General features: G+C 71.0%; 10 protein-coding genes. 5 read left to right on the forward strand and 5 right to left on the reverse strand.

Annotated elements, in window-relative coordinates; all coding sequences use genetic code 11:
- Window positions 1-5 precede the first annotated feature (5 nt).
- Window positions 6-1,139 (reverse strand): multiple monosaccharide ABC transporter substrate-binding protein, encoded by a 1,134-nt coding sequence (gene chvE / locus SOM35_RS07495; RefSeq protein WP_320514943.1) that lies wholly within the window; start codon window positions 1,137-1,139, stop codon window positions 6-8.
- Window positions 1,140-1,324: 185 nt separating this feature from the next.
- On the opposite strand from chvE, the gene SOM35_RS07500 reads away from it, so the two are divergent.
- The gene (locus SOM35_RS07500) at window positions 1,325-2,383 is read left to right on the forward strand and encodes a LacI family DNA-binding transcriptional regulator (RefSeq protein ID WP_146248131.1); all 1,059 of its coding nucleotides are present in this window, start codon (window positions 1,325-1,327) and stop codon (window positions 2,381-2,383) included.
- A 75-nt stretch (window positions 2,384-2,458) separates the two neighbouring features.
- Here SOM35_RS07500 and SOM35_RS07505 read toward each other — a convergent pair whose 3' ends face one another.
- The 4 genes from SOM35_RS07505 to SOM35_RS07520 all read right to left on the reverse strand — a co-directional run bounded on the left by SOM35_RS07505 (window position 2,459) and on the right by SOM35_RS07520 (window position 7,780).
- Window positions 2,459-3,412: a carbohydrate ABC transporter permease gene (locus tag SOM35_RS07505; RefSeq protein ID WP_320514944.1), complete on the reverse strand. Its 954-nt coding sequence runs from the start codon at window positions 3,410-3,412 to the stop codon at window positions 2,459-2,461.
- 4 nt (window positions 3,413-3,416) lie between these two features.
- Entirely contained in the window at window positions 3,417-4,382 is a 966-nt protein-coding gene (locus SOM35_RS07510) for a carbohydrate ABC transporter permease (protein WP_221852307.1), read from the reverse strand.
- Window positions 4,383-4,458: 76 nt separating this feature from the next.
- Window positions 4,459-5,766, reverse strand: coding sequence for an ABC transporter substrate-binding protein (locus tag SOM35_RS07515; RefSeq protein WP_320514945.1), 1,308 nt, complete (start codon window positions 5,764-5,766; stop codon window positions 4,459-4,461).
- 4 nt (window positions 5,767-5,770) lie between these two features.
- On the reverse strand, window positions 5,771-7,780 hold the full coding sequence (locus SOM35_RS07520) for a glycoside hydrolase family 127 protein (RefSeq protein ID WP_320514946.1): 2,010 nt from the start codon (window positions 7,778-7,780) through the stop codon (window positions 5,771-5,773).
- A 166-nt stretch (window positions 7,781-7,946) separates the two neighbouring features.
- Between SOM35_RS07520 and SOM35_RS07525 the strand changes: the two genes are divergently transcribed.
- The 4 genes from SOM35_RS07525 (at window position 7,947) to araA (ending at window position 12,998) form a co-directional block, all read left to right on the forward strand.
- The gene (locus SOM35_RS07525) at window positions 7,947-8,945 is read left to right on the forward strand and encodes a LacI family DNA-binding transcriptional regulator (protein WP_320514947.1); all 999 of its coding nucleotides are present in this window, start codon (window positions 7,947-7,949) and stop codon (window positions 8,943-8,945) included.
- Window positions 8,946-9,058: 113 nt separating this feature from the next.
- On the forward strand, window positions 9,059-10,759 hold the full coding sequence (locus SOM35_RS07530; protein ID WP_320514948.1) for a xylulokinase: 1,701 nt from the start codon (window positions 9,059-9,061) through the stop codon (window positions 10,757-10,759).
- A complete protein-coding gene (locus tag SOM35_RS07535; RefSeq protein ID WP_111074761.1) occupies window positions 10,759-11,460 on the forward strand; it encodes an L-ribulose-5-phosphate 4-epimerase in 702 nt (233 codons plus the stop codon). The genes SOM35_RS07530 and SOM35_RS07535 overlap by 1 nt, the downstream gene beginning before the upstream one ends.
- Window positions 11,457-12,998: an L-arabinose isomerase gene (gene araA / locus SOM35_RS07540; protein ID WP_320514949.1), complete on the forward strand. Its 1,542-nt coding sequence runs from the start codon at window positions 11,457-11,459 to the stop codon at window positions 12,996-12,998. Before SOM35_RS07535 ends, araA begins: the two co-directional genes overlap by 4 nt.
- The last annotated feature ends 22 nt before the right edge of the window (window positions 12,999-13,020 follow it).

Below are 13,020 nucleotides of genomic sequence, written 5' to 3' on the forward strand. Positions count from 1 at the left end.
GCGACCTACTGGAGGTCGGATTCCTTGTAGTAGCCGGAGTCGACGAGGACCTTCTTGTAGTTGTCCTTCGTGACGACCGTCGGCTGGAACAGGTAGGTCGGGACGACCTTGACCTTGTTGTCGTAGCTCTTGGTGTCGTTGACCTCGGGCTTCTTGCCCGTCAGCAGGTCGTCAGCCATCTTCACGGACTCGGTCGCCAGCTTGCGCGTGTCCTTGTAGATGGTCGAGTACTGCTGGTCGTTGATGATCGACTTGACCGACGCGGCCTCGGCGTCCTGACCCGTGATGGTCGGGAGCGGACGGCTGCTGGTGCCGTAGCCGGCGCCCTGCAGTGCCGAGATGATGCCGATCGACATGCCGTCGTAGGGGGAGAGCACGCCGTTCAGCGTGGTGCCGCCCGAGTAGGACTTCGCGACGAGGTTCTGCATGCGGGCCTTGGCGGTCGCCGGGTCCCACTGCTGCGTGGCGGCCTGCGTGAAGCCGTCCTGGCCGGAGCCGATCTTGATGGTGCCGTCCTCGATGTACGGCTTGAGGGTCTTCATCGCGCCGTTGAAGAAGAACGTGGCGTTGTTGTCGTCGGGCGAGCCGGCGAACACCTCGATGTTGAACGGACCCTTCTTGCCGGTCTTCTTGCCGTCCGCGTCGAGCACACCCAGCCCGGTGAGGAGCGAGGTGGCCTGGTCGACGCCGACCTTCTCGTTGTCGAACGAGACGTAGTAGTCGACGTTCTTCGAGCCGGTGAGGAGGCGGTCGTAGGAGATCACCTTGATGCCGGCCTTGGCAGCGGCGTCGAGCTGGTCGGACAGCGAACCACCGTCGATGGACGCGACGATGAGGACCTTCGCGCCCTTCGTGATCATGTTGCTGACCTGCTGGACCTGCTGCGGGATCTTGTTGTCTGCGTACTCGAGGTCGACCTTGTAGCCCTTCTTCTCGAGGTCGCTCTTGACGGCGTTGCCGTCCTTGATCCAGCGCTCCGACACCTTCGTGGGCATCGCGACGCCGACGAGGGCGCCCTTGTTGTCGGTGCTGCTGCCACCGTCGCCGGTCGCGGAACGACCACCGCCGGCGGAGCAAGCGGCCAGGGAGAGAGCGAGGCCGAGGGCTGCGACGCCCGCGACGATCCTGCGCTTCTTCATCGAAGTACCTCTGTTCCTCTCGCGTCGACATCGACGCGTTCAGGTGCGGGGCTGCTGTGTCCCGCTGGGGATGTGATGCTCCAAGTGAGCGCTCACATCATGTGGTCTCCGCCGAGCGGTGTCAACTCGTCGAGACCGGATCGGGATGTCGTGTCCCCGAACTGGTGTCGCGGTACGGTGACCGGATGACGACGACCGCGACGCCGAACGGCAGGGGACGCAAGGCCCCGACGATCTTCGACGTCGCCGAACGGGCCGGCGTCTCCCACCAGACCGTCTCCCGCGTGATCAACGGGGACCCGACCGTCCGGGAGCAGTTCCGGACCAAGGTCACCGACGCCGTCACCGCCCTCGGCTACCGACCCCGGGCAGCGGCCCGGGCCCTCGCCGGCGGCCGTAGCCGAGCCCTCGGACTGGTCAGCGCGGGCGATGCGCTCTACGGACCGTCGAGCACCGCGATCGGCTTCGAACGCGCCGCCCGGACAGCCGGGTACCACGTGCTCCTCTCGACCCTGCCGGACGACCCGAAGCCCGCTGACCTCTCCGAAGCGCTGTCGACCCTGCTGGCGCAGGACGTCGCCGCGGTCGTCCTCGTCGCCGCCGACAACCGGGTGCTCGACGCCCTCGCGTCGCTGACGCTGCCGGTGACGGTGCCCGTCGTCGTCGCGAACGCCGTCCAGCGCGACGCCCTGCCGACCGACCTGGTCGTGCCGGGCAGCGGCGGAGCGACGATCTCCGCGGTCGCCATCGACCAGGCCGCGGGTGCGACCCTGGCGCTGGAGCACCTGTTCGCCCTGGGGCACCGCCGGATCGTGCACATCGCCGGGCCGACCGTCTCGCAGGAGGCCGAGGTGCGTCGTGCGACCTACGACCGGACCATGCGTGCCCGTGGCCTGACCCCGGTCGTGTTCGAGGGCGACTGGACCCCGGCGAGTGGCTTCGCGGCCGGCCGGGCGATGGACGTCCCCGCGGTCGACGCGGTGTTCGCCGGGAACGACCAGATGGCGCTCGGCGTCCTGCACGCCTTCGCCGAAGAAGGACTGCGGGTGCCGGACGACGTCGCGGTGATCGGCTTCGACGACGTGCCGGAGGCGGCGCACTTCACCCCGCCGCTGACGACCGTCCGCCAGGACTTCCAGGCGATGGGGGAGCGGGTGCTCGCCTCGGCGCGGGCGCTGCTCGAGGGCGGTCAGCACGACGACGCCCTGTTGCAGCCCGAGCTGGTGGTCCGGCGCAGCACGTGAGCGCACGCAGCGGGGGCGGACACCGACCGGTGCCCGCCCCTGCTGCTCGTCCGACCGGTCTCGCCGGCCCGGTCGTCAGCCCTTCAACGCGCCCGACGACAACCCGGCGACGTAGAACCGCTGCAGTCCGACGTAGAGCGCGATGCACGGGATCATCGCCACGACTGACCCGGCGACGAGGTTGCCGTAGGACACCTGCCCGTACGCCCCGGTCTGCAGGTTGAGCAGCGCCACCGGCAGCGTGTACAGCGAGTCCTTCGTCAGGAACGTCAGCGCTCCGAGGAACTCCGTCCACGACGCCAGGAACGCGTAGAGCGCCGCGGTCGCCGCCCCGGGCAGGAGCAGCGGGCGGAGCACGGAGACGACCACCCGGAAGCGCGAGGCCCCGTCGACGAAGGCGGAGTCCTCGAGCTCCGTCGGGATCGACTGGAAGGCGTTCCGCATCACGAACACCCCGAACGGCAGGTTCACCGTCGTGTAGAAGAGCACGAGCCCGAGCAGCGAGTTCGTGAGCTTCATCGCGTTCAGCTCGAGGTACAGCGGCGTCAGGATGGCCTGGAACGGCACCATCATCGTCAGCAGCACCAGCCCGAACACGACACCGGACCCGCGGAACCGGAAGCGCGCGAACCCGTACCCGGCCATCGTCGCGATCACCGCGGTGAGCACCGCCGTGACGATCGACACGACGAGCGAGTTGACGACACCGGTCAGCAGGTGTGACGACGACGAGAACACGGCGGCGAAGTTCTGCCACCCGAGCTGGAAGAACGTCGCCGGGTCGGGTGCCTGGGTGATGACGGCCTCGGACTGGAACGCCCGCAGGATCGACCAGAGCAGCGGGACGCCGAACACCAGCGCGGACCCGACGCCGGCGATCGCGTAGAGGGTGCGCTTGACCGCGGTGTCGCGCGGGTGTTGGACGCTGCCCTGCTGGTGGCGGCGACGACGCCCGTCGCCGGTGGTGGTGAGGGTGCGCGTGGACAGGTCCGGCGCCCCGAGGGCGGCACGGGAGGTCGTGGTGCTCATGGCGTCAGTCCTTCTCTCGCAGTGCCCAGAACTGGACCACCGTGACGGCGGCGATCACCACGACCAGGGCGATCGACTGGGCGGTCGCGGCCCCGAGCTGCAGGTTCACGAACCCGCGGTTGTAGATCGCGTTGACGATGGTCGTGGTCTCGGTGCCCGGCCCGCCCTGGGTCAGGATGTAGAACTGGTTGAAGGCCAGCAGCGACCCGATGACCGAGATGATGACGCTCAGCGCGATGGTCGAGCGGATCATCGGGATGGTGATGAGCCGCTCGGTCTGCCACCACGACGCGCCTTCGAGCTGCGCGGACTCGTAGACCTCGTCGGGGACGCCCTGCATCGCCGACATGAGCAGCACCATCGTCAGCCCGGACACCGCCCAGACCACGAGCACGCAGATGAGCACCGTCGCCAGCGGGCCGTTGACGAGCCACGCGGTGCTGCCGTCGGTGATCCCGAGCCAGCGGAGCACCAGGTTCACGGCGCCCGAGTTCGGCTGCGCCTCGAGGACGAGCATGAACGACAGCGTCGTCAGCCCGACCACGTAGGGCAGGAAGAACACCGTCCGCAGCACGGTGCTGCCACGGCGGCGGGCCCGGACGAGCACGGCGAGGAAGTACCCGAGCGCCAGGATCGGCAGGGTCACGATCGCCGTGTAGAGCAGCGTGTACAGGATCGCGTGCACGAACGTCGGGTCCTGGAACAGCGTCAGGTAGTTCTGCAACCCGATGAACCGGTACGACCCGATCAGCGGCCAGTTCGTGAACGAGATGTACAGCGCGAACACGAGCGGCGCGAGCACGAAGACGGCGACGAACAGGATCGCTGGCGCGACGAGCACCGCGCCGGTCCGGGGCGGGTGGGTGAGTGAGTTGCGGGGCCGAGCCGGGCCGCCACCGGGGCCGCGGCCCACGGTGGGACGGCCGACGCCGGTCCGGCCGGCGGGGCGCCGGGTGGAGATGGTCGACATGCGTGCACCTCTCTGTGCATCAACGAGAGCGAGACGAGCGAGACGAGCGAGACGAGCGGGAGCAGGACGAGGAGGCTCAGGCCTGGACCTGGTCGAGGATCCGCTGGTAGTCGGACTGCGCCGTCCGCATGGCGGCAGCGCTCCCCGACCCGAACACGGCCTCGCGGAACATCGCGAAGTACGGCGACGACGGCTGGTTGTTGAGCAGGTTGTACGCCAGCGTCCGCGGCGCGTAGCCCTTCTCGAAGGAGTCCAGCGGCCCGGAGGCCAGCGGGAACCGCTTCCGGTACTCCGGCGTGGCGGCGTCGGACCGGGTCGGGAAGTACCCGCCGTCCGGCAGCGCCTGCTGCTGCCGGAGCCCGTTCGCGTACTGCATGAACGCCCAACCCCCGGACGGGTTCGCCGCCCCGTTCGGGATGCACATGTTGTCGCCGCCGTCGAAGAACGACCGCTTGCCGTCCCACGACGGGATGAGCACGGTCTGCATCTTCGCCCGCATCGCCTTCGTCGCCGCGGGCACGGTGGCCCCGTACGAGGTGGGGAAGATGCCGACCTTGCCGGCCCGGAAGTCCGCGCCCCACGTGGTGCCGGCATCGGAGTAGGTCGCCTTCGACAGCACCCCGTCCTCCCAGAGCTGCCGGTAGAACTCGAGCATCCGTTCCAGGGCCTCGTTGCCGATGATGTTCGCCCGCTGCGAGCCGACCTCGCCGGACATCATGTCGACGCCGGTCGCCCACACGTGCGGCTGGGTGACGAAGCCGATGATGCCAGCAGCGTTGCCCGAGATCGACCAGCCGTACACGTCGTCGCCGGTCTTCCGGATCGCCTTCGCCGCGTCGAGCAGCGTCGACAGGTCCTTCGTCGACTCCTGGACGTCGAGGCCAGCCCGCTCGAACAGTTCGGTGTTCACGAACAGCTGCGAGTTGTCCGCCAGGTACGGCAACCCGTAGTACCGGCCGCGGTACTCGAGCAGGCGCAGGTGGCCGGGCGAGATCGCATCGACGTAGTCGAGGTCCTGCACCACGTCGGTCAGGTCGGCGAACGCGTCGCGGAAGATGAACAGCTGCGAGTTGATGTCGTCGATGTCGACGACGTCCGGGGGCGTCCCGCCACGGATCGCGGTCGCGAGCTTCGTCACGTACTGCGCGTCCGGCACCGGGGTGAGCTGCACCTGCAACCCCGGGTTCGCGCGGTTGAACCCGGCGACGGCCGAGGTCAGACCGGCCTGGGTCGCGGACCGGCACCAGACCTGCACGGTGCCGGTCGCGCCCTTGCCGAAGACGGCCGGCTTCGCGACGACCTTCGGCAGGCTGCCGGAGCACCCGGCCAGGGCGAAGGCTGCCGCACCGGCGACCCCGCCGACGAGGAACGACCTGCGGTCCACGACGTCACCGTGCCAGCGGGAGCCAGACGCGCATCGGCGCGGCCCCTCGGTTCGCCCAGGCGTAGTACGGGACGGCCGTCGCGGTGACCGGTGATCCGGCCGGGAGGCGCGGGGCGCGGTCGTCGGACCCGGCCACGTCGTCGACGCTGGTCGCCTCGCCCGCGCGATCTGTCCCTCCCGGCCCGTCCAGCCGCCGGTACGGCCACGCCGGCTGCACGTGCTCGGCCGGTGCGTGCCCCGGGACCCGTAGCGTGACGACCCCGTCGAGCAGGTCGTCGCGGTGTTCTTCGGTGATCGGCGCCGCCGGGTCCACCGTCAGGTCGTCGACCGTGAAGCCCTGCTGGTCCGCCTGCTCGACGGCGTAGACGAGCGGACCGCGTTCGATGGCGACCTGCCCGCGGGCGGCGTCGATGCGCGCGTCGGCGACGTAGCGGTGCGGCGTCGTGTCGAAGGTGAGCTCGACGGTGTCGCCGGCCGACCACTCGCGGTCGATGACGTGCAGGGTGCCGGCCGACGGACTCGCCTGACTCGCCGGGCCGTCCGGGCCGGTGACGGTCGTGGTGTCCGACCAGGCGGGGATCCGGAGTCCGAGGGCGAGTGGTCCGTCCTCGGTGACGGTGATGCGCACCCGGCCGTCGTGCGGGTACCCGGTCTCGACCTCGACGACGCCGAGCGAGGCGGTCGCGTACTGGTGGACCTGCAGCCCGCCGTCGGTCGCTGTCGCCAGGTACCCGTCGAGGCTGGCGAAGGTTCGCATGATGTTCGGCGGGCAGCAGGCGCAGTCGAACCAGCCGCGGCGGCCGTGGGCGGGGGAGCGGTTCTCGTCCTGGTGCGCGTGGTCGCGCTGCTGCAGCGGGTTGACGTAGAAGTACTCGGTGCCGCCGAGGCTCACGCCGGCGAGGAACGCGTTGTACAGCAGGCGCTCGATCGCGTCGGCGTAGGCGGGCTTGCCGGTCGCGAGCAGCAGGCGCCAGGCCCACTGCACCCCGCCGATGGCCGCGCAGGTCTCGGCGTAACCGCGGTCGGTCGGCAGCTCGTACGGGTCGCCGAACGCCTCCCAGTCCCAGCGTGCGCCGAGGCCACCCGTGATGAACGCCTTCGTCGCCATCATGTCCGCGAACTGCCGCTCGCTCGCCGCGAGGAGCTCGGTGTCCCCGGTCTCGATCGCGACGTCGACCGCACCGGCCGCCAGGTACACGGCACGGACCGCGTGGCCCTCCACCGTCGTGGCCTGCCGGGTCGGCACCCGGTCGGAGAAGTACGTCGGCTCGCCGCCGGCCCGCTCGATGATGCCGTGCCCGCGGGCGTCGACGAACCAGTGCGCCAGGTCGAGGTAGGCGCGGGTGCCGGTCTCGCGGTACAGCTCGACCAGGCCCATCTCGACGACGGGGTGGCCGTCGACGTCGCGGGTCTTCGGCGTGCCGTCCGGTGCGGTGCCGTCGCCGAACGTGCGGACCAGGTGGTCGGCGTTCCGGATCGCGACCTGGAGCAGCGCGTCGTCCCCGGTGGCGCGGTGCTGGGCCACGGCCGCCTGGTACAGGTGCCCGGCGCAGTACATCTCGTGGCTCCACTTGAGGTCCGTGTACCGCTCGCCCTTCCCCCGGATCTGCTGCACGGAGTCGAGGTAGCCGTCGTCGGCCTGCGCCTGGGCGTACAGGGCGGTGACCTCGCGCTGCAGCGCCAGCAGGTCGTCCGACGGGGCGCGGCCGTACTCCCACGCCACTGCCTCGAGCCACTTCGTCACGTCGGAGTCCATGAAGACCGGCCCGACCGCCTCGCCCTCCTCGAGCCCGGCGGCGATCCGGAGGTTCCGGAAGTTCCCGGCGGCCTCGAGCAGGGCGTGGGCGCCGCGGATCGCGTCGCGGCCGTTGCGCTGCTGTCGGAGCGCCCAGAAGCCCCCGGTGATCCGCGCGTCACCGGTGGGCAGCGGCCGGAGCGTCAGGCGCGCCTCGGCGGTCGGGAGGACCGGGGTCGCGGTGTGCGCGCCGCGGTCGGTCGCGAGCGTGGTGGTCATGTCGCCTCCTTGCGATGTGACTGGTGCCGTCCGGACTGCATCGTCGCGGGACGGAAAACGCTTTCTGCGGTGGACGTTACGACACGGACGGGAGGCGCGCAAGGGCTTCGTGCACCGGCTTGCGTATGATCATTCGAACGTCCAGAACCTCGGAAAGGTGGTTGCCGTGACGCTCGAACGCACCGGTCAGCCGATCCGGATCACCGACGTCGCCGCGCTCGCCGGGGTGTCGATCGGCACCGCGTCGAAGGCGCTCAACGGCACCGGACAGCTGCGTGACACCACCCGGCAGCGCGTGAAGGACGCCGCCGAGAAGCTCGGGTTCGTCGGTGACGCCCGGGCCCGAGCGCTGTCCTCGGGGCGGACCTACACGGTCGGCATGATCACCACCGACTCGTTCGGTCGGTTCTCGATCCCGGTGCTGCTCGGTGCCGAGGACGCCCTGTCCGCCGGACAGATGGCCGTGCTGCTCTGCGACACCCGCGACGACCACGTGCGCGAGGCCCACTACCTGCGCTCCCTGGCGGCCCGGGGCGTCGACGGCGTCATCGTGACCGGCCGTTCCGCCGACGCCCGGCCCCCGATCGACGTGTCGATGCCGGTCGTCTACGCCTTCACGCCCTCCACCGACGACGCCGACGTCTCGATCACCCTCGACGACGCCGCCGGTTCGGCGCTCGTGGCCGCACACGTCCGCTCACTCGGACGCCAGCGGGTCGCCGTCGTCACCGGACCCGGACGGCACCGGTCCGCGGTGCGCCGGACGGACGGCGCGTCGTCGGTGCTCGGGTCGCACCTGGTGACACCGCCGCTCTTCGGCGAGTGGTCCGAGCGCTGGGGGCGACAGGCCGTGGACGTCCTCGCGCGCCAGGCGCCCGACGTCGACGCGATCGTCTGCGGCAGCGACCAGATCGCCCGTGGCGTGTGCGACCGACTGCGGGAGACCGGACGGTCCGTACCCGGCGACGTCGCGGTGACCGGCTTCGACGACTGGGACGTGATGGCCCTGGCGAGTCGCCCGCCGCTGACCACGGTGGACCTGCGGCTCGAGGAGCTCGGCCGGGTCGCCGGGCAGGCGCTCCTGGCGCTGATCGACGGCGGGACGGCCGCGTCCGCATCGGTCACGCCGTCGCTCGTCATCCGCGAGAGCACCGTCGGCGCCTGACGCCGGCACCCTCCGGTGCGCTCGGCGGCGACACGGCCGGACGAGTTGTCCACGTGAGCGCTCACGCGCTACGGTGTGAGCGCTCACTCGACGGCGAGAGCAGGAGGCCCACCATGAGCGACGACCGGACCCGCGAGATCGCGGACGGCCGCACGACCCTCGGCATCGAACTCGGGTCGACCCGCATCAAGGCGTGTCTGGTGGGTGAGGACCTGACCGTCATCGCCTCCGGCAGCCACGAGTGGGAGAACGAGTTCGTCGACGGTCGCTGGACCTACCCGCTGGCAGCGGTCGAGACCGGTGTCCGCGCCGCGTACGCCGCGCTGGTCGCCGACCTGCAGGCGCAGCACGGCACGGTGCCGACGACGTTCCGCGCCGTCGGGGTCTCGGCGATGATGCACGGCTACCTGCCCTTCGACGCCGACGGCGAGCTGCTCGTGCCCTTCCGCACCTGGCGCAACACCTCGACCGGCCCGGCAGCCGCGGCCCTGAGCGACGCGCTCGGCTTCAACATCCCGCTCCGCTGGTCGATCGCGCACCTGTACCAGGCCGTCCTCGACGACGAGCAGCACGTCGCGCAGACCACGGGCATCACGACGCTCGCCGGGTACGTGCACCGGCAGCTCACCGGGCAGGACGTCCTCGGTGTGGGGGACGCCTCGGGTGTGTTCCCGATCGACCCGGCCACCGGCGACTACGACGCCCGCATGCTCGACACCGCACAGGACCTCATCGGGGTCCCCGACATCCGCGCACTCCTGCCCGAGGTCCGCGTCGCCGGCCAGGACGCCGGCCACCTGACCCCCGCGGGCGCCGCCTGGCTCGACCCCACCGGCACCCTGCAGCCCGGCGCCCCGCTCTGCCCGCCCGAGGGCGACGCCGGCACCGGCATGGTCGCCACGAACGCGGTCGCCCAACGCACCGGCAACGTCAGCGTCGGCACGAGCATCTTCGCGATGGTCGTCCTCGAGCGTGCGCTGTCCACCCCGCACGAGGAACTCGACGTCGTCACCACCCCCGCCGGTGACGCCGTCGCGATGGTGCACTGCAACAACGGCGCCAGCGAGATCGGCAGCTGGGCACGCGTGTTCGGCCGCTTCGCCGAGGCCGCCGGCACCGCGACGGACGCCGACACCGTGTTCCGCACCCTGCTCGACGAGGCCGCCACCGCCGACCCCGACGCCGGCGGACTGCTCGCCGTCAACTACCTGGCCGGCGAACCCGTCACCGGCGTCGAGGACGGCCGACCGCTGCTCCTCCGCGCCCCCGACGCCCGGTTCACGCTCGGCAACCTGGTCCGCGCCGAACTCATGGGCGCGTTCGCGACGCTCGCCATCGGCATGGAGGTCCTGCACGCCGAGGGCGTCGCCGTCGACCGGATGACCGCACACGGCGGACTCTTCCGGACGCCCGGCCTGCCGCAGCGCCAGCTCGCCGCCGCACTCCGCGTGCCCGTCGCGCTCGAGGCCACCGCCAGCGAGGGCGGGGCGTGGGGCATCGCCGTCCTCGCCGCCTACCTCGAGCACGCGGCCGACACCTCGCTCGCCGAGTACCTCGACACGACCGTGTTCGGTTCGGCGGCGTCGGACGTCGTCGACCCGGAGCAGCGCGACGTCGACGGGTTCACGACGTACCTCGACCGGTTCCGGGCAGCGCTGCCGATCCAGGCGATCGCAGCAGGCGTGCCGGGCGCGACCGCGACGCCGGGCGCGACCACGGCAGCCGGCGAGCCGACGACGGCAGCCGAGCCGGGCCTCCAGGCCGAACACGACAGCAGCGCCGACGCGCACCAGCAGGAACAGGACGTGAACTGATGACCGACGACACCACCAAGGCCGCCGTCGCCGCAGCGCGGGAGCGCGTGGCCCGACTGCACGGCGAACTCGTCCGCTACGGGCTGGTCATCTGGACCGGCGGCAACGTCTCCGAGCGCGTGCCCGGCACCGACCTGTTCGTCATCAAGCCGAGCGGCGTCGTCAGCGAGGACCTGACCCCCGAGAACCAGGTCGTCTGCACCCTCGACGGTGTGCCGGCCGAGGGCTGGGGCAACGCGCACGGTCCTTCCTCCGACACCGCCGCGCACGCCTTCGTGTACCGCAACATGCCCGAGGTGAACGGTGTCGTGCACACCCACTCGACCTACGCCACCGCCTGGGCCGCCCGCGCCGAGGAGATCCCCTGCGTGATCACCGCGATGGCCGACGAGTTCGGCGGCCCGATCCCGGTCGGCCCGTTCGCGATCATCGGCGACGACTCGATCGGCCAGGGCATCGTCGCGACGCTCAAGGACCACCGGTCCCGCGCCGTGCTCATGCAGAACCACGGCGTCTTCACCATCGGCAAGGACGCGAAGGACGCCGTCAAGGCCGCCGTGATGTGCGAAGACGTCGCCCGCACGGTCCACATCGCGAAGCAGGGCGGTGACCTCGTGCCGATCGCGCCCGAGGACGTCGACCGCCTCTTCGACCGATACCAGAACGTCTACGGACAGAACCCCGAAGGAGCCATGCGATGACGCAGGACACCCCCACCACGACGGACGCCGTCGACCCCCAGGCCACGCTCGAGCGCTACGAGGTCTGGTTCCTCACCGGCTCGCAGGGCCTCTACGGCGAGGAGACCCTCCGCCAGGTCGAGGAGCAGAGCCGCGCGGTGCACGAGTCGCTCGCCGGAGCACTGCCGGTGACGCTCGTGTGGAAGCCCGTGCTCAAGGACGCCGACGGCATCCGCCGCGCCCTCATCGAGGCCAGCGCGGACGACAACGTCATCGGTGTCACGACGTGGATGCACACGTTCAGCCCCGCCAAGATGTGGATCGGCGGCCTCAACGCGCTGACCAAGCCGCTGCTGCACCTGCACACGCAGGCGAACGTCACGCTGCCCTGGGCGGACATCGACTTCGACTTCATGAACCTCAACCAGGCCGCGCACGGCGACCGCGAGTTCGGCTACGCCCTCGCCCGCATGGGCGTCCGGCACGCCACCGCCGTCGGCCACGTGAGCGACCCGCGCGTGCAGCAGCGCGTCGCCGACTGGACCCGCGCCGCCGCCGGTGCCGCAGCGATCCGCGAGCTCAAGCTCACGCGCTTCGGCGACAACATGCGCTACGTCGCCGTCACCGAGGGCGACAAGACCGAGGCCGAGATCGAGCTCGGCGTGCAGGTCAACACCTGGGCCGTCAACGAGCTGGCCGAGGCGGTGTCCGCCGCGCGTGAGCAGGACATCGACGCGCTCGTCGCCGTCTACGACGAGTCGTACGAGCTCGTCCCGGAACTGCAGGACGGTGGCGCGCGGCGCAGCTCGCTCCGCGACGGTGCCGCGATCGAACTCGGTCTCCGCGCCCTCCTGGCCGAGAACGGGTCCGCCGCGTTCACCACGAACTTCGAGGACCTCGGCACGCTCAAGCAGCTGCCCGGCCTGGCCGTCCAGCGGCTGATGGCCGACGGCTACGGCTTCGGCGCCGAGGGGGACTGGAAGACCGCCGTCCTGGTCCGCGCGATGAACGTCGCCGGCGCCGGACTGCCCGGTGGCGCCTCCCTGATGGAGGACTACACGTACGACCTCACCCCGGGTGCCGAGAAGATCCTCGGCGCGCACATGCTCGAGGTGTCGCCGACCCTGACCTCGTCGACCCCGACGCTCGAGATCCACCCGCTCGGCATCGGCGGCAAGGACGACCCGGTGCGCCTGGTCTTCACCGCCGACTCCGGCCCCGCGGTCGTCGCCGCCCTGAGCGACACCCGCGACGGCTTCCGCCTCACCGCGAACGTCGTCGAGGTCGTCCCGCCGACCGAGGCACTGCCCAACCTGCCCGTCGGCCGTGCCGTCTGGGAGCCGCAGCCGTCGTTCCCCGTCTCGGCCGAGGCCTGGCTCAGCGCCGGCGCCGCCCACCACACCGTGATGACGACCGCCGTCGGCATCCAGGTGCTCGAGGACCTCGCCACCATGATCGGCACCGAGTTCCTGGTCATCGACGAGCACACCACGCTGCGCGGCTTCCGCGACGAGGTCCGCACGCAGCAGACCTGGCACCGGCTCGACCGGGGCTTCTGAGTCAGGTCGGGAGGCCTACCAT

It is taken from the genome of Curtobacterium sp. CFBP9011, from assembly GCF_034045095.1.
Classification (GTDB): domain Bacteria; phylum Actinomycetota; class Actinomycetes; order Actinomycetales; family Microbacteriaceae; genus Curtobacterium.